Source organism: Pseudomonas sp. CDFA 610 (genome assembly GCF_021147865.1).
GTDB lineage: Bacteria > Pseudomonadota > Gammaproteobacteria > Pseudomonadales > Pseudomonadaceae > Aquipseudomonas > Aquipseudomonas alliivorans.
In genome coordinates this window covers 126,673-144,118 of record NZ_JAGTPM010000008.1, presented here as the reverse complement: position 1 = coordinate 144,118, position 17,446 = coordinate 126,673, and the positions used below count along the sequence as shown (strand labels likewise).

Genomic DNA, 17,446 nt, shown 5'->3' with positions numbered 1-17,446 from the left:
TCTGTTTTTGGGTGTAGCGCTACAGGCCCCTTAGAAGTGTCGCGGCGACGCCAGCTTCTACCTGTACGGGTCATGCATTCCAACGACAAAACCGCTGATCGCTCAGCGGTTCCGTCTTCAGAGGTGTTACTGCTTGCCTTGTTTGTCCATCAGCGCTGCGAGCATGTCGCATTCTTCCGGCGTCAGGTCGGTGAGCGGCGTGCGAACCGGACCTGCGTCGTAGCCTGCGATTTTCGCACCGGCTTTCACGATGCTGACGGCATAGCCCGCTTTACGGTTACGGATTTCCAGGTAAGGCAGGAAGAAGTCATCGATGTATTTGCCGACTGCTTCGTGATCGTCACGGGAAATGGCGTGGTAGAAATCCATCGCCAGTTTCGGTACGAAGTTGAACACTGCCGAGGAATAGACCGGTACGCCCAGCGCCTTGTAGGCAGCGGCATAGACTTCAGCGGTCGGCAGACCACCCAGGTACGAGAAGCGGTCGCCCAGACGGCGGCGGATCGAAACCATCAGTTCGATATCGCCCAGGCCATCCTTGTAGCCGATCAGGTTCGGGCAGCGCTCGGCCAGTTTTTCCAGCAGCGAAGCGTTCAGACGGCAGACGTTGCGGTTGTAGACAACCACGCCGATCTTGACCGATTTACAGACAGCTTCAACGTGCGCGGCAACGCCGTCCTGGCTGGCTTCGGTCAGGTAGTGCGGCAGCAGCAGCAGGCCTTTGGCGCCCAGACGCTCGGCTTCCTGAGCGTATTCGATGGCCTGGCGAGTCGGGCCGCCTACGCCTGCGAGGATAGGCACGCTGGTAGCGCAGGTATCGACGGCAGTCTTGATGATTTCGGAGTATTCGCTGGCGGCCAGGGAGAAGAACTCACCTGTACCACCGGCTGCGAACAGAGCGCTGGCGCCGTACGGGGCAAGCCACTCGAGACGCTTGATGTAGCCAGCGCGATGGAAGTCGCCCTGGGCATTGAAATCGGTAACCGGGAAGGACAGCAGACCGGAAGAGAGGATGGACTTCAGTTCTTGTGGATTCATTATTCGAACACCCTGTGGGACATAAAATGTGAATGGATCACCGGGGCAGTGCCGATGTCGTAAGTCATCGTACAACTGAAAATACATTCCCTCAACTGGCATTTACGGATTTTTGTCTTACAAAGCGATGAATGGGACTGGAAGCCTTGGCGGGCTTAAGTTTGGCGGGATTCAGGGTTGCTGAAAGTTATACGATAACCGGAGTTTTCGTCGAGACCGAGGTGCCTTGAGCAGCTTACGGAGCGTGAGGACGATCAGCGTTCCAAGGGAAGCCGATCGTGTCCACGCTCCGCTTGGGCGTGCAGACCGCGACGCTCTGTGTCACATCAGGCGCGCTGCGATTCAGCCTCTTCATGGGCGTGGCGCAAGCGTTCGCGGCTGTTGGTCAGATGCAGGCGCATGGCGGCACGGGCGGCGTCGGAGTCCTGACGGGCGATGGCCTCGTAGATTTCCTCGTGCTCGCGGCTCAGCCGGTCCATGTAGTGCTGCTGATCGTCATGCGCCAGCCGCGCAGAATTCAACCGAGTGCGCGGAATGATGCTGGTGCCCAGATGGGTCATGATGTCGGTGAAATAGCGGTTGCCGGTCGACAACGCAATCTGCAGGTGGAACTGGAAGTCAGACGCCACCGCATCGGTTGCATGAGCAGCGCTTTCATTCAACGCGTCCAGCGCGGCACGCATGGCAGCCAGCTCTTCGGCGCTGCGGCGCTGTGCGGCCAGACCGGCGGACTCGACCTCCAGGCTGATGCGCAATTCGAGAATGGCCAGCACATCACGCAAGGTGACGATGGTGGCCGGGTCGATGCGAAAGCCGCTCGGGCTCGGCGTATCCAGCACAAAGGTGCCGATCCCGTGGCGGGTTTCCACAAGGCCGGACGCCTGCAGGCGTGAAATCGCTTCACGGACCACAGTACGGCTGACGCCCTGCTCTTCCATGATCGCGGATTCAGTGGGCAATTTATCGCCACGCTTGAGCTGTCCACTGCGAATACGTTCGGACAGTTCAGTCACCAGCTCCTGCGCAAGGCTGCGGTGCTTTCTACGGGCGCGGGGCGGGGCGCTTTGATTTTCCATATCCAACATCGATCTCTGGACAGTTAAACAAGCGTCAATCATAGCTCAGCGGTTGTATGATCACACCCCAAAAGCTCGGCCCCGCTGTCCATAAGCCTCATCAGGCCGGTTCAGACGCCCGCCGCTCGATCAATTGCCCACCTTCGACCTGTACATGCCTGTCATGAAAGCGCTTGAGACTGCTGCGATGTCCCACGCTGAGCAGCGTCAGGCCAGGGATTTCATTGAAGATCGCATGGTGCATCGCCGCCTCGTCCTCTTCGTCCATGGCAGAGGTCGCCTCATCCATATAAAGCCACTGCGGTATCAGCAAGAGCGCACGGGCGAAGGCCATCCGCTGCTGCTCGCCGGGCGACAGCACACGTTGCCAGTGATCACTGTCATCCAGTCGCGCCACCAACGGTTCCAGACGACATTTGCGCAGCGCATCGACGTACCGTTCAGCAGGAAATGCTTCGGACGGCTGTGGATAACTCAAGGCTTCACGCAAGGTGCCGATTGGCAGATAGGGTCGTTGCGGCAGAAACAGGGCGCGCCCTTCCGGTATGCCGATCTTGCCCGTACCTTTGGGCCATAAGCCGCCAAGCGCCCTGAGCAAAGAGCTTTTACCACTGCCTGACCGGCCACTGAGCATCACTTTCTCGCCTTGCCCGATATGCAGATGAGCGTTTTGAAGCAAATGCCGACCGCTGGCCAGCGTGAGGCCAAGGTCTTTCAGGTCAACCGCATTCCCGGTCTGCACCCTTTGAATCGATGGAACCTGAGCTTCATGGTCGCTCATGGCCTGACGGAAGCTCAGCAGACGATCACTGGTCGCCCGCCAGGACGCCAGCGTGTCATACGCGCTAATGAACCAGCTGAAGTTCTCCTGCACGTTGCCGAACGCCGAGTTGATCTGCATCAGATCACCCAGCTCGATCTTGCCTGCAAAGTACCGGGGCGCTGCGACAACGAACGGAAAGATAATCGCGATCTGGCCATAGCCCGACGTGAAGAACGTCAGTCGCTTCTGCACCTTCATCGAGGTCAGAACGTTATGCCAGATCATCGAGAACCGGCCGCTCAGCCGCTGGTTTTCATTTTTTTCGCCGGCGGACAGCGCGATGCTTTCGGCGTTTTCCCGCACCCGCACCAACGCATAACGCAGGTCCGCTTCGTAGCGTTCCTGCTGGTTGTTCAGCGGAATCAGACGTCGGCCAATCCAGTGGGTCAGAAAGCTGCCGACGATGGCGTAAAGCATGGCGGCCCAGAACATGTAGCCTGGAATGGTGATGCCTAAGAGTTCGATACTTCCCGACACACCCCACAGAATGACCGAGAACGACACCAGGCTGACCACCGCACTCATCAGGCCAAGCCCCAGGTGCAGAGTGCTGGTTGTGAATTCGTTAAGGTCTTCCGAAAGACGCTGGTCCGGGTTATCGGTGTAACCGCCCTGCTCCAGGTGGTAGTAATTCTTGTGCGCCAGCCAGCGTGCGAAATGCTGCTCCGTCAGCCAGCGTCGCCAGCGGATGGTGAGCATTTGCGTCAGATAGAGCCGATACACGGCAGCGAAAATGGCGATGGCGGCAAGGCCGCTGAAATACAGGATCAGGTGCGTGAAAGCACCCGTGTCCTTGTTCTGCAAGGCGTTGTAGAACTCGCGATACCAGCTGTTGAACATCACTGACATTTGCACGCTGAACAATGACAGCGCAACCACGGAGGCCAGCAGCACCCAGGCCATGGTTTTTTCTTCACTGCGCCAATACGGCGTAATCAGCCTCCATACCCTGGGGAAAAACGCTCCGTTAACGGTGTCGTTGACGACGGAATATTCGGCATTGCGTTTCATGTAATTCAGGCTCGCTGTCTGCAAAAGAACGATGCCTGACCACAATGAAGCAAAAAAACGCCTGAACGATCACCATGAAAAAAGCTTCATCAACGCCGTACGGGACGCTTCTGCAATTTGCGCTGCAAGGTACGGCGGTGCATGCCCAGCGCGCGTGCGGTGGCCGAAATATTGCCTTCATGCTCGGTCAGCACACGCTGAATATGCTCCCACTGCAGGCGATCCACCGACATCGGGTTTTCCGGCACCAGCGTGTCGAGGTTGGCGTGTTCCGACAGCAAGGCTGCCAGTACATCATCGGCATCCGCCGGCTTGCACAGGTAATTACACGCACCGCGCTTGATGGCTTCGACAGCGGTGGCGATGCTCGAATAGCCGGTGAGAATCACCACCCGCATGTCCGGGTCCATTTCAAGCAGCTTGGGCAGCAGCACCAGACCGGAATCGCCATCCATCTTCAGGTCCAGCGCGGCGTATTCGGGAATGTCCTGCTGCGCCAGTATCAGGCCCTCCTCCGCAGAGCCTGCGGTGCTGACCCGAAAACCGCGACGGCTCATGGCGCGGGCCATGACCCGGGTGAAGGTCGCGTCGTCATCGACCAGCAGCAGGTGCGGCAACTCTTCGCCTTCGACCTGAATCTCTTCGTCACTCATGCTTCTTCTCCTCGCGTGTCACGGGGCAGTCGCAGCTCGGTGAGCGTACCGCCTTCTTCATGACTGTAGAGCTTTACCGAGCCACCCGCGCGGGTGACGCTGGCCTTGCTCAGGAACAGGCCGAGGCCGAAGCCTTTGCCCTTGGTAGTAAAGAACGGTTTGCCGATCTGCTCGGCAATGGCCAGCGGCACACCGGCGCCGTGGTCGCGAATACTGATGCAGACTTCCGTACTGTCCCAGTCCAGATTGACTTCCAGCCCGTCGGGACAGGCATCGGCGGCGTTGTTGAGCAGGTTGAGCAGTGCCTGAGTGAGGTCCGGTGGCGGCGCCAGCATCGGCACCTCGTCCTTGCCCCGTTTCTGAAAGCGATAGCTCACTTCAGGACGCATCAGGTGCCAGCGGTTGAGCGATTCGTCCAGCCATTGCGTAGCCGGCTGTGTCTCGACCGCCATGCGCCGGTTGGCCTCGGCAGCGCGTACCAGTTGCTGAAGCGTCTGCTTGCACTGTTTGACCTGTTCCTGCAGCACCGACAGATCATCCTGCAGAGCCGGATCGCTATGGTCTTGGCGCATCTCCTTGAGCAACACGCTCATGGTCGCCAGCGGCGTACCCAGCTCATGAGCCGCACCGGCTGCCTGCGTGGCCACCGCCAGCAGTTGCTGGTCTCGCAGGCCTTCCTCCCGGCGCTCGGCGCGCAGTTGATCCTGACGGCGCAGTTCTTCAGCCATCTTCGCGGCAAAGAAAGTAATCACCCCGGCCGCCAGCACGAAGCTCAGCCACATGCCGTAGATCTGCATGTTTTCGCGAGCGATGGGGTAGGTCTCCAACGGATAGGACCGCACCATAAGGAAGGTGTACAGCCCGAGCGCGAAGCCGGACAGAATCAGTGAATAGCGCCATGGCAGCGTCGCCGCCGCGATGGTCAACGGCACCAGGTAATAAGACACGAACGGGTTGGTCGAGCCGCCCGAGTAATATAGCAGCGCACTGTGAATCAGCAGGTCCAGCGCCAGCTGCAAGGCATATTCAAGTTCGGTCAGCGGCAACGAGGTGCGCAGGCGAATGACGGTCAGCAGACAGAGAATCAGCGAGCAGCCCAGGGTGATCGACAGCTGCAGCCAGGGCAGCGGAAGAAAGTCGAACAACCAGGCAATCCCCACCGAACCGGCTTGTGCGGCCAGCACCAGGATGCGGATGAATGTCAGGCGCCACAGGTTCTGACGCGTGGCTGAAAGCATTTGGACGGGGGCGAGCATGAGCTCTCCTGATGAGCGCTCCAGGCGGATCGGGACGAGTATAACCAAGCATGGCGCAAAACTGGAAAAGTGCGTCAACGCGCCGCATCGTCGGGCGTGTCGGGGATGCAGGAACCAGTATCCAGGGTTACAGTCTCATGGGTTTGCGCCGTCCGACAGCAGTCGACGGCCGTCTTATAACAAGGAGTTCTCATGTTCACTCTCCGTCCTGCCGCCACGCTCTTTGCTCTGGCTGCCGTTACCCTCTCCAGCCTCCCTGCAATGGCCGAAGAAGCCCGCTACAACCAGATTTCCCTGCGCGCCGAGGTCAATCAGGAAGTCCAGCGAGACCTGATGATGGTGACGCTGTACACCGAAGCGCAGGACAGCGACCCCGCGAAACTGGCTGCCCAGGTGACCGAGACGCTGAACAAGGCGCTGGGCCAGGCGCGCCAGGCCAAGGACGTGAAGATTCGTCAGGGCAGCCGCAACAGCTATCCGATTTACGACGACAAGGGCCAGAAGATCACTGGCTGGCGTGAGCGCGCAGAAGTTCGTCTGGAAAGTGCCGATTTCGCCGTCCTCTCCAAGCTGACCGGCGAACTGCTCGGCGATCTGAAAATGGGCGGCATGGACTTCTCGATCTCGCCAGCCACACGCAAGGCCAGTGAAGACACCCTGCTCAAGGACGCAGTCACGGCGTTCAAGGCCCGCGCCCAACTGGTCACCGAAGCGCTGGGCGGTACCGGCTACAAGCTGGTCAACCTGAACCTCAACACCTCGGGTTACCCACAGCCGTACCTGCGTGCGCCAGTGGCCATGATGATGAAGTCTTCGCGAGAAGACGCGGCGCCTACGCCAGACGTCGAAGCGGGCACAAGCCAGGTGAGCGTGGCGGCGGATGGTGTGATTGAGGTGGCGGTTCCATAGGATCGCTGACCACGCTCTCGCTCCGCGTTCGTCATTAGAGACGAGTCGGCCTCGACACGGATCATGCCCATCGCTCCGCATGGGCATGCATCCCGTGACACTCCGCGTCACAAACGCTATCGGCTGAGGATTCAACACGCCTGGCGCATGTTGCATGTTCACTTTCGCCCTCTCCTGCTCCCTGGATTCCTGCCATCCTCGGCTATGTCCTACAACATCCGCCGCGCTGGCCGATTCCACCAAATCTCCCCATCCATAAACTTGAATGCACTCCCCAGCCGGGCATTGCCGCCTACTCGAGCACTTGCCCCACTTTCAGGAATCACGGATGAATCCTTCGAACCCCACACGCCAAAACCCCGCCCACCCTCTGCATGACAACGTTGCCGAGCCGCTTCCGGTGCCGCTTCGGTTCGAGGCCGGTGAAGGTGACGAACACCTGCACACCCATGGCTCGATCGAGGCCGTTCTGGAAACAGCCGGTTTCAGACAGGACGAAATACGCGCCATTTATTACGGCAACTGGCTGCGCGACTATTCGCAACTGGTCGACCCCAAGCTCGTCCGCGCACCCGATATGCCCAAACGTTTCCCTGACGTGCTGTCCCGCGAAGCCATCACGCAAATCGTTGACGTCCTCGCCGTACGGGCCTTCACGGATTTGATGAAAATCGACCGCTCACGCTTCATCGTGACACCGCAGCGACTGGGTGTTTATCGCGCCAGCGAGCACATCGACAACCCAAGGGCAGTCAACCCGAAACCTGACGACCCCAAGGCACGCGATGCAGACTTCGATGACTGGATGCTGCCCGATGATCCGGTGCTGCAGGTTGATCCCGAGACCTCCATGAAACGTTACTTACAGCGCTCCGTGGACCTGATGACAGCAGACCTGGACATCACCGTACAGGCGGGCCCCTCTTCTACCGATGGGCTCAGGGCAATGGGCGCAGCACTGCATATACTTGAAGACTTCTTTGCCCATTCCAACTTCGTCGAACTGAGCCTGATCAAGCTGGGCCATACCGATGTGCTGCCGTGGACTTCCGAAACCGAGTGCAGGCATCGCCTGCCATTGGTCACGGGAAGTTTCGGCGGTAGCGACATCATTGCCAGCCTGGCAGCACCGCTGGGCAAAATCCTGTTCGAGAACAACGAAAAACCCTTCGAAGCCATCCAGCCCGGCGCGCGTTATGAACGGGACCAGATCCTGCTTATCCTGCTTGGCGAGCATCCGGACGAACGACTGCTGCAGGGTTATCAGGACTTTCTCAGCGCCCGCGACGGCTGGGCACGGCTGTCTTTCTCCGAGCAGGTCGAACGTTTCTACGCATTCATCGCCACCCCTGGCAGGCTTCTCGGTAACGCCATCGGCAGCGTCATGCAGAGCCTGATGACTTTTCTGAGCAACAGCATCGACGATGTCCAGACCGGGCTTGGCGATGATCCCAATACCAACGGCTCGACAGATCCTTCGCACTCGCAGTTGGCCAAAGACCACGCTGAACACCCGCTGCATGATCTGGCTGCGCTGATGGCGAAGAAGGCGGTACTTGAAGTTGGTCGCGCAGTACTGGGTCAATGGCGTGGCACGCCAGACACCGACCATCCCTCGCAAGTAGCCGCACGGTTTTTCAGCCATGCCATGGACACGGACTGGCAGGACACCCTGGTTCGCGAGTGGGCCGAGGCCAATCCTGAGCAGGTCAGACGCGCAGCCCTCAAGAGCGAACTGGATCAGTTCCACCTGCGCATTCAAGGCGATGCGACCGAGGCGTTGCAGAAATTCGAGCGAAGCAGCGGCAACTTTCTGGACACTTTCTTCGAAAGCACCTCGCTGTCTGATCTGTGGAACAGAATTACTGGCAAGTAAGATTTGTCCGACTCGAACCAAGTGCGGCACTATCGTGTTACATCTTTTGTCGACATTGCACGTGTCAACATTCAGCACGGTACTGCCGCACTTCGCGAGGGCTCCATGGGACAAACCATTTTCAAACCGCTGATCCTGACCAGCGCGCTGCTGGCCTGCGCACCTTTTGCTCAGGCGGCCACAACCCTGGTGTATTGCTCCGAGGCGAGCCCGGCAGGCTTTGACCCCAGCCAGTACACCAGCGGCACCGATTTCGACGCTTCGGCTGAAACCGTTTTCAACCGCCTGACGCAATTCAAGCGCGGCGCAACGGAAGTGGAGCCAGGGTTGGCAACAGGCTGGGACGTTTCCCCCGATGGCCTGACCTATACCTTCCACCTGCGCGAGGGTGTGAAATTCCACACCACTGATTACTTCAAACCGACCCGCACCTTCAATGCCGATGACGTGCTGTTCACCTTCAACCGCCTGCTGGACCCGAACCACCCGTTCCGCAAGGCATACCCTTCCGAATCGCCCTACTTCACCGACATGGGCCTGAACACCACCATCAAGCAGGTTGAGAAGGTCGACGCCAATACCGTCAAATTCACGCTCAACAATATTGATGCAGCGTTCGTACAGAACCTGGCGATGAGCTTCGCCTCTATCCAGTCGGCCGAATACGCCGACCAGTTGCTGAAGGAAGGCAAGGCCCAGGACCTCAACCAGAAGCCTGTCGGCACCGGTCCGTTCGTGTTCAAGCGTTACCAGAAAGACTCGCAGATCCGTTACGCCGGTAACACCGAGTACTGGAAACCCGAAGATGTGAAAATCGACAACCTGATTTTCTCGATCAACAGCGATGCCGCCGTGCGCCTGCAGAAGCTCAAGGCCGGCGAATGTCAGGTCAGTGGCTACCCTCGCCCGCAGGACATCGAGGAAGTGCAGAAGGATCCGAAGCTCAAGGTCTTGAGTCAGCCGGGCTTCAACCTCGGCTTTCTGGCGTACAACGTGACTCACCCGCCGCTCGATCAGCTCAAGGTTCGTCAGGCGCTGGACATGGCCATCGACAAGCAGGCCATCATCAAGGCTGTTTACCAGAGCGCAGGCCAACTGGCCCAGAACGCACTGCCACCGGGCCAATGGAGCTATGACCCGACAATCAAGGACGCTCCCCGCGACCTGACGAAAGCAAAACAATTGCTCAAGGAAGCGGGCGTGGCACCGGGTACGAAAATCGACCTGTGGGCCATGACGGTTCAGCGCGCCTCAAACCCCAACGCACGCATGTCGGCGCAGATGATCCAGTCCGACTGGGACAAGATCGGCATCAAGGCCAATATCGTCAGCTATGAATGGGGCGAGTACATCAAGCGCGCCAAGGCCGGCGAACATGACACGATGATCTACGGCTGGACCGGCGACAACGGTGACCCGGACAACTGGCTCGGCGTGCTGTACAGCTGTGCCGCCGTCAAGGGCAGCAACTACGCCAAGTGGTGCGACCCGGCTTACGACAAACTGGTCCAGCAGGCAAAGCTGACAACCAATCGCGATGAGCGCATCAAGCTCTATCAACAGGCCCAGCACATTCTCAAGCAACAGGTGCCGATCACGCCGATTGCCAACTCCAAAGTTTTCCAGCCAATGCGCAAGGAAGTGCAGGACTTCAAGATCAGTCCATTCGGGCTCACACCCTTCTATGGGGTCAGTCTGAGCAAGTGAGGTAACAGTCACAGCCCTAACCGGGTGCATTAACCCCACCTGCACGCCCCTTTATGGGGCGTGATTTGTTTCGAAACGGGTCACGCAAACGATCAAATACCGAGAAAATTACACTTTCGCGACATTCCTGTACGATCGTGCCACTCTTTGTGGCTTCTTTGACGTCAGCATCTTGCTTTGGGTATGGCCCCTGCATAAGTATCGGATGGATCGGCTCACGAGGTCGGTTCCTCTAATCAAAAAATGACAACAACTGAGGCCACCATGCTCAAACACGCGGTCATTCCGTTTCTAGTCGGCGCCACCCTGCTCGCAAGTGCACCTTTCGCTCACGCAGCATCGAATCTGGTGTTTTGCTCCGAAGGCAGCCCCGCGGGCTTTGACCCGGCCCAGTACACCACCGGTACCGATTTCGACGCATCGGCAGAGACCATGTTCAACCGTCTGGCCCAGTTCGAGCGCGGCGGCACCGCCGTTCAGCCAGGCCTGGCGACCAGTTGGGACATCTCTGACGACGTACTGACGTACACCTTCCATCTGCGCAAGGGCGTCAAATTCCACACCACCCCGTATTTCAAGCCGACTCGCGACTTCAACGCCGATGACGTGCTGTTCACGTTCAACCGTATGATCAATCCGGACATGCCGTTCCGCAAAGCGGCGCCGACGGAGTTCCCGTACTTCACCGACATGGGCATGGACAAGAACATCGCCAAGATCGAGAAGGTCGACGACTACACCGTCAAGTTCGTGCTGAACACTGTCGACGCCGCGTTCATTCAGAACCTGGCCATGAGCTTTGCCTCGATCCAGTCTGCCGAGTACGGCGACCAGTTGCTCAAGGAAGGCAAGGCAGCGGACATCAACCAGAAGCCGGTCGGCACGGGTCCGTTCGTGTTCAAAAGCTATCAGAAGGATTCCAACATCCGCTTCACCGGCAACAAGGATTACTGGAAGCCTGAAGACGTCAAGATCGACAACCTGATTTTCGCCATCACCACCGACCCGTCGGTACGCATCCAGAAGCTCAAGAAAGGCGAATGCCAGATCACGGCCTATCCACGTCCGGCGGACCTGGAGCCGCTCAAGGCCGACAAGAATCTGAAAATGCCTGATCAGGCTGGCTTCAACCTGGGTTACATCGCCTACAACGTGATGGACAAGATCAAGGGTGAAGACCGCGAGAACCCGCTGTCCCAGCTCAAGGTGCGTCAGGCACTGGACATGGCCGTCAACAAGCAGCAGATCATTGATTCGGTCTATCAGGGCGCAGGCCAGCTGGCCGTCAATGCCATGCCGCCGACCCAGTGGTCCTATGACACCACGATCAAGGATGCCAAGTACGATCCCGAGAAAGCCAAGGCCCTGCTCAAGGAAGCCGGCATCAAGGAAGGTACCGAAATCACCCTGTGGGCCATGCCTGTCCAGCGTCCATACAACCCGAATGCCAAGCTGATGGCCGAGATGCTCCAGTCCGACTGGAAGAAGATCGGTATCAACGCACGTATCGTCAGCTACGAGTGGGGCGAGTACATCAAGCGCGCCAAGAATGGCGAGAACGGCGCCATGCTGATTGGCTGGAGCGGTGATAACGGTGACCCGGACAACTGGCTCGGCACCCTGTTCGGCTGTGATGCCCTGAACGGCAACAACTTCGCCAAATGGTGTGACAAGCCTTACGACGCCATCATCAAGCAGGCCAAATCGACACCCGATCAGGCCAAACGCACCGAACTGTACAAACAGGCGCAACACCTTCTCAAGGACGCAGTGCCGATGACGCCTATCGCGCACTCGACGGTCTACCAACCCATGAGCACCAAAGTGCAGGACTTCAAGATCAGCCCGTTCGGCTTGAACTCCTTCTATGGTGTAAGCGTGAAGTAAGGCGATTCGACTGTGCTGCTCACGCAGCACAGTCGACGCTATTCCTGAATAAAGAAATCCGTCCGGTTAGTGGGCCAAGTGCAACTAAAGGCACTAAGCCACCTATCTGGGGAATATTTCCTACACGTCTTGCAGCCTATAAGCCTATTTACCGGATGCCTTCAACGACATACCGTCAAAGGCAATGGCAAAAGCAGGAAGCCCGCCATCCGCTGGCCCGCCACCTGCAAGCACACTGTTTTATTCAGTTATCGCCCAAGGGCCTGTTAGTTACCGAGCCTGAGTGCTCGTCCTTTGAGGATAGGGATCATCATGCGTAAAACTCTTGCGATGACGTCTTGCCTGAGTCTGAGTCTGCTTGCACTGACTCCGATGACCAGCATGGCTAGCAATCTGGTGTTCTGTTCAGAAGCGAGTCCGGCGGGGTTCGACAGTGCTCAATACACGTCGGCCACCGATAACGACGCCTCCGAGCCCATCTACAACCGCCTGACCGAATTCAAGCAAGGCGACACTACCGTGGTGCCGGGACTGGCAACCTCATGGGACGTGTCGCAGGATGGTCTGGTTTACACCTTCCATCTGCGCAAGGGCGTGAAGTTTCACAGCAACAAGACGTTCACACCCAGCCGCGACTTCAACGCCGATGACGTGCTGTTCACCTTCAACCGCATGCTCAAGCCCGATCATCCGTTTCGTGTGGCTTACCCCACCGAGTTCCCGTACTTCACCGGCATGGGTCTGAACAAGAAGATAAAGTCCGTCGAGAAGACCGATCCTCTGACGGTGGTCTTTACCCTGAACACCGTTGATGCCGCATTCATCCAGAACATCGCGATGAACTTCGCAGGCATTCTGTCCGCTGAGTACGCAGAACAATTGATGGCCAGCGGTAATGCACGGGACATCAACCAGCAGCCCATCGGCACGGGGCCGTTCGTGTTCCAGCGCTATCAGAAGGACTCGCAGATCCGCTACCGCGGCAACAAGGAATACTGGGATCCGAGCCGGGTAAAGATCGACCAGCTGATTTTCGCGATCAACACCGATGCCTCGGTGCGCGTGCAGAAGCTGCGCAAGAACGAGTGCCAGGTCACGCTGAACCCTCGTCCGGCCGACCTGGAAGCGCTCAGGTCCGACAAGGCACTGAACGTGATGGAACGTCCGGGCTTCAACCTCGGCTACATCTCCTACAACGTGCGCCACGAACCGCTGGGCAACCTGCAGGTACGTCAGGCACTGGATATGGCCGTCAACAAGAAAGCCATTATCAATGCGGTGTATCAGGGCGCAGGCCATTTGGCCGTCAACGCCATGCCGCCGACCCAGTGGTCCTATGACGACACCATCAAGGACGTCGCCTATGACCCGGAGAAAGCGAAGCAGATGCTGCGTGATGCCGGTGTCAAGGAAGGCACCGAACTGACGCTTTGGGCCATGCCAGTGCAACGCCCGTACAACCCCAACGCAAAGCTGATGGCCGAAATGCTTCAGTCCGACTGGGCGAAGGTCGGTATCAAGGTAAGGATCGTCAGTTACGAATGGGGCGAGTACCTCAAGCGCACCAAGAACGGCGAGCATGATATTTCGCTGATCGGCTGGACCGGAGACAACGGTGACCCTGACAACTGGCTCGGCACGCTGTACAGCTGTGCCGCCATTGGCGGGAACAACTACTCGATGTGGTGCGACGAGAAATACGACGCGCTCATCAAGGCCGCCATTGCCACGACAGATCGGGAACAACGCACCGACCTCTACAAGCAGGCACAGCGTTATCTGAAAGAGCAGGTACCGATCACACCCATTGCCCACTCGACGGTCAATCAACCGTTGCGCAAGGAAGTGGAAGGGTTCCACGTCAGCCCGTTCGGTCGTAACAACTTCTCGGGCGTCAGCGTCGCCGAGTAACCCGTAAACAGCGATAACGCTCACCGCCACGTCTGGCGGCGAGCGATTCGTCTGTGCCCAGAACATATAAAAAGGCGGGGCCTTAAACCCTGCATCACCAAAGCCAGAACTCAAAAAACTGGCGTTTATAAAAGTAGTAAAGGGAGCTGTACATCGTGAAAACAACCAGCACTGCGTTACTGGCTTTATCCCTCTCGTCGTTCGGCGCGATGGTTCAGGCAGAGCCCGTCAGTCAAGCCTTCGTGCCTACCGGGCTGAGCACCAAGAACGCACAGGCCGAAGCCAACGGTTTTCTTGAAGACCAACACCTGACCGGCACCACTCGTAACTGGTATGCCAATGAGTTAAAGCGTCGTGATGAGTTTTTCAACTACAACGACAACGGCGTCGCCGAACAGACCCGACGTCGCATCAACTGGCAACAGGGCACCATTCTCAATTACACCTCGGGATTCACCCAAGGCGTAGTGGGCTTTTCTACCGAACTGGCGGTGTATAACGCAATCGCACTCGACCGCGACACTGATGACTTCGCGGGCAGCTCGAACCGCACCCTCGCGCACCGAGACGGTGATGCCGTAGGCCAATGGAGCAAAATGGGCCTGGCCAACCTTAAAGCCCGCGTCTCCAACACCACACTGACCATGGGCCGCCAGTCGGTCAACACGCCGGTGATCGCGTTCATCGGCAACCGTGCGCTGCCTTCCAGCTTCCAGGGTGTGGCGCTGCAGAGCGACGAGCTGAACAACCTGTCTTTCCAGGCCGGCAGCTTCGACCGTGTTTCGCCACGTATGGAACAGAGCCTGGACAGGTTCCGCTCCGAGTACGGGGATCGCAGCCAGACCGCCGACCGTGTAGATATGTTCGGCGCTGACTACAAGCCGTTCGAAAGCCTGACCACCAGCCTCTACGCCTCGAACGTGGAAGACTTCTGGCACCAGTACTACTTCGGCTTCACCCATGAAATGGGCGACAGCAAGACCTTGGCTTTCAGCACCAACCTGAACTACTACAAGACCAAGGATTCCGGCCAAGCCAAACAGGGTCCGATCGATAATGACACTTACAGTCTTTCCTTCACCGGTACCCATAACGCACACAGCCTGAGCGTTGCATACCAGGAAGTGTCCGGGAACGAATACTTCGACTACGTTCACGACACCAACGCCATCTTCCTGGCCAACTCCCTGCTCTCGGACTTCAACGGACCGAACGAGAAGTCGCTGCAGATTGCCTATGTGCTGAACATGGCCAGCTACGGCGTGCCCGGTCTGAAATTCAACATCTATCAGGCCCGCGGCTGGGACATCGACGGTACCAACTACAAAGGTACCGTTTACGGCGATTCGCAGTTCATCGACGGCGTTGAGACTAAAACCGGCGTGCGCGCAATGGACGGCGAAACCCACTACGAGTACGGCATCGGCACCTCGTACTCCGTACAATCCGGCCCACTCAAGGCCACCGCGATTCGTGCGACCTACACCACTCACCGCGCCAGCGAGAACCAGGCTGATGGCAACATCAACGAGTTCCGTCTGGTGACTACCATTCCGTTCAACATTCTGTAAGTGATGGGGAAACGGCGACCGGCATGACGCCGGTCGCCGTTTCGCATTGCATCAAGGAGGCTTCTATTGAAACTGCTATCACTCCGCGCTTCGATCGCCATTGCGCTGCTCAGCGCTGCTGCAACCGTCTCGGCCAAACCGCTGGTGGTCTGCACAGAAGCCAGCCCTGAAGGTTTCGATATCGCGCAGTACACGACCGCCGTCACGGCAGACGCCTCGGCAGAAACCATTCTCGAACGTCTGGTCGCCTTCACCCCCGGCACCACTGACACGGTTCCAGGCCTCGCCGAGAGCTGGGACATCAGCGCCGATGGCCTGACCTACACCTTCAAGCTGCGCAAAGGTGTGAAATTCCAGACCACCGACTATTTCAAACCCACCCGCGAAATGAACGCCGACGATGTGGTCTGGAGCTTCCAGCGTCAACTGGACCCTAAGCACCCGTGGCATGCACTCTCGCTGGTCGGTTACCCTTATTTCGAGAGCATGGACTTCCAGAACCTGCTCAAGAGCGTCGAGAAAGTCGACGACTCCACGGTGAAATTCACCCTGACTCGCCCCGAGTCGCCATTCCTGCGTGATCTGGCCATGCCGTTCACCTCGATCTACTCCGCCGAGTACGCGGACCAGTTGCTCAAGAGCAACAAGACCGGCGAATTCAACAGCAAACCCATCGGCACCGGTCCGTTCATCCTGACGCGCTATGCCAAGGATGCCCAGGTCCGCTATAAAGCCAACCCGGATTACTGGAAAGGCAAGGTTCCCAGTGAAGCGCTGATTTTCGCGATCACTCTGGACAACAACACGCGCCTGCAAAAGCTCAAGGCCAATGAATGTCAGGTTGCGCTTTATCCAAAACCTGACGATATTGCCAACATCAAAGCGGACCCCAATCTCAAGATCGACGAGATGGAGTCCATGATGACCAGCTATGTGGCGATCAACACTTCGCACAAGTACCTAAGCGATGCTCGCGTGCGACAGGCGATCAATCTGGCGTTCGACAAGAAGTCCTACATCAGGGCGCTGTTTGGCGAAGGCAAGGCCACCGAAGGCGTAGGCCCATACCCACCGACCATGATGGGCTACGACACCGAGAGTCAGGCCACGCCTTATGACCCGGAAAAGGCTCGTGCTCTGCTCAAGGAAGCTGGCGTACCCGAGGGTCAGGTGTTTACCCTGTTCGCCCGCAACGGCGGCGCGGTGACCAACCCCAATCCGATGGTGGGCGCACAGATGCTCCAGTCGGACCTGGCCAAGGTAGGCATCAAGCTGGACATTCGCATCATGGAATGGGGCGAAATGCTCAAGCGCGCCAAGAAGGGCGAACATGACATGGTCTTCGCAGGATGGGCCGGCGACAACGGCGACCCGGACAACTTCCTGACGCCCAACCTGAGCTGCGATGCAGCGAAGAATGGCGAGAACTACGCCCGCTGGTGCAACAAGGAGTTTGAAGCGGCAATTACCGAAGCCCGGAAAATTACCGAACCGAGCGAGCGGGCTGCCCTCTATAAGCAGGCTCAAAAAGTGTTCAATCAGGAACAGCCCTGGATCAGCCTGGCTTATCCGAAGCTGTTCGTGGCAATGCGCAAAAATGTCGAAGGCTTTCATATCAGCCCGCTGACCAATAACAACTTCACCACGACCGGGGTGAAGTAGAAAAAACCACCGCCTGCGCTCCACAAGAGCAAGGGCGGTATGCCTGACCGGCTGATGAGGTACACC

Annotated in this window: 12 protein-coding genes; 7 read left to right on the top strand and 5 right to left on the bottom strand. The window is 58.1% G+C overall.

Annotated features, from left to right (window positions below; all coding sequences use genetic code 11):
• Positions 1-126: 126 nt before the first annotated feature.
• The 5 genes from kdgD to KDX39_RS16370 all read right to left on the bottom strand — a co-directional run bounded on the left by kdgD (position 127) and on the right by KDX39_RS16370 (position 5,857).
• Positions 127-1,038 carry a 5-dehydro-4-deoxyglucarate dehydratase gene (gene kdgD / locus KDX39_RS16390; protein ID WP_231661073.1) on the bottom strand — a complete coding sequence of 304 codons (912 nt, stop codon included), beginning with the start codon at positions 1,036-1,038 and terminating at the stop codon, positions 127-129.
• 326 nt (positions 1,039-1,364) lie between these two features.
• Entirely contained in the window at positions 1,365-2,114 is a 750-nt protein-coding gene (locus tag KDX39_RS16385; protein WP_004883131.1) for a FadR/GntR family transcriptional regulator, read from the bottom strand.
• A 100-nt stretch (positions 2,115-2,214) separates the two neighbouring features.
• A complete protein-coding gene (locus KDX39_RS16380; protein WP_231661072.1) occupies positions 2,215-3,948 on the bottom strand; it encodes an ABC transporter ATP-binding protein/permease in 1,734 nt (577 codons plus the stop codon).
• A gap of 89 nt (positions 3,949-4,037) precedes the next feature.
• Complete coding sequence (locus KDX39_RS16375) at positions 4,038-4,601, bottom strand: response regulator transcription factor (RefSeq protein ID WP_004883127.1); 564 nt, start codon at positions 4,599-4,601, stop codon at positions 4,038-4,040.
• On the bottom strand, positions 4,598-5,857 hold the full coding sequence (locus KDX39_RS16370) for an ATP-binding protein (RefSeq protein WP_099226693.1): 1,260 nt from the start codon (positions 5,855-5,857) through the stop codon (positions 4,598-4,600). The genes KDX39_RS16375 and KDX39_RS16370 overlap by 4 nt, the downstream gene beginning before the upstream one ends.
• A gap of 192 nt (positions 5,858-6,049) precedes the next feature.
• Between KDX39_RS16370 and KDX39_RS16365 the strand changes: the two genes are divergently transcribed.
• The 7 genes from KDX39_RS16365 to KDX39_RS16335 all read left to right on the top strand — a co-directional run bounded on the left by KDX39_RS16365 (position 6,050) and on the right by KDX39_RS16335 (position 17,380).
• Positions 6,050-6,766, top strand: coding sequence for an SIMPL domain-containing protein (locus tag KDX39_RS16365; protein WP_099226692.1), 717 nt, complete (start codon positions 6,050-6,052; stop codon positions 6,764-6,766).
• A gap of 328 nt (positions 6,767-7,094) precedes the next feature.
• Entirely contained in the window at positions 7,095-8,642 is a 1,548-nt protein-coding gene (locus KDX39_RS16360) for an HET-C-related protein (protein WP_231661071.1), read from the top strand.
• Positions 8,643-8,747: 105 nt separating this feature from the next.
• The gene (locus tag KDX39_RS16355) at positions 8,748-10,349 is read left to right on the top strand and encodes an ABC transporter substrate-binding protein (protein WP_231661070.1); all 1,602 of its coding nucleotides are present in this window, start codon (positions 8,748-8,750) and stop codon (positions 10,347-10,349) included.
• A gap of 264 nt (positions 10,350-10,613) precedes the next feature.
• Positions 10,614-12,236 (top strand): ABC transporter substrate-binding protein, encoded by a 1,623-nt coding sequence (locus tag KDX39_RS16350; RefSeq protein WP_231661069.1) that lies wholly within the window; start codon positions 10,614-10,616, stop codon positions 12,234-12,236.
• Positions 12,237-12,548: 312 nt separating this feature from the next.
• Complete coding sequence (locus tag KDX39_RS16345) at positions 12,549-14,147, top strand: ABC transporter substrate-binding protein (protein ID WP_231661068.1); 1,599 nt, start codon at positions 12,549-12,551, stop codon at positions 14,145-14,147.
• A 155-nt stretch (positions 14,148-14,302) separates the two neighbouring features.
• A complete protein-coding gene (locus KDX39_RS16340; RefSeq protein WP_231661067.1) occupies positions 14,303-15,718 on the top strand; it encodes an OprD family porin in 1,416 nt (471 codons plus the stop codon).
• Positions 15,719-15,784: 66 nt separating this feature from the next.
• Positions 15,785-17,380 carry an ABC transporter substrate-binding protein gene (locus tag KDX39_RS16335; protein ID WP_210070706.1) on the top strand — a complete coding sequence of 532 codons (1,596 nt, stop codon included), beginning with the start codon at positions 15,785-15,787 and terminating at the stop codon, positions 17,378-17,380.
• Positions 17,381-17,446: the final 66 nt, after the last annotated feature.

Excerpts from the sequence above, each read along its gene's own strand:
- KDX39_RS16380 (WP_231661072.1), bottom strand. The coding sequence starts at position 3,948 with ATGAAACGCAATGCCGAATATTCCGTCGTCAACGACACCGTTAACGGA.
- kdgD (WP_231661073.1), bottom strand. The coding sequence starts at position 1,038 with ATGAATCCACAAGAACTGAAGTCCATCCTCTCTTCCGGTCTGCTGTCC.
- KDX39_RS16370 (WP_099226693.1), bottom strand. The coding sequence starts at position 5,857 with ATGCTCGCCCCCGTCCAAATGCTTTCAGCCACGCGTCAGAACCTGTGG.
- KDX39_RS16350 (WP_231661069.1), top strand. The coding sequence starts at position 10,614 with ATGCTCAAACACGCGGTCATTCCGTTTCTAGTCGGCGCCACCCTGCTC.
- KDX39_RS16355 (WP_231661070.1), top strand. The coding sequence starts at position 8,748 with ATGGGACAAACCATTTTCAAACCGCTGATCCTGACCAGCGCGCTGCTG.
- KDX39_RS16345 (WP_231661068.1), top strand. The coding sequence starts at position 12,549 with ATGCGTAAAACTCTTGCGATGACGTCTTGCCTGAGTCTGAGTCTGCTT.
- KDX39_RS16385 (WP_004883131.1), bottom strand. The coding sequence starts at position 2,114 with ATGGAAAATCAAAGCGCCCCGCCCCGCGCCCGTAGAAAGCACCGCAGC.
- KDX39_RS16375 (WP_004883127.1), bottom strand. The coding sequence starts at position 4,601 with ATGAGTGACGAAGAGATTCAGGTCGAAGGCGAAGAGTTGCCGCACCTG.
- KDX39_RS16365 (WP_099226692.1), top strand. The coding sequence starts at position 6,050 with ATGTTCACTCTCCGTCCTGCCGCCACGCTCTTTGCTCTGGCTGCCGTT.
- KDX39_RS16360 (WP_231661071.1), top strand. The coding sequence starts at position 7,095 with ATGAATCCTTCGAACCCCACACGCCAAAACCCCGCCCACCCTCTGCAT.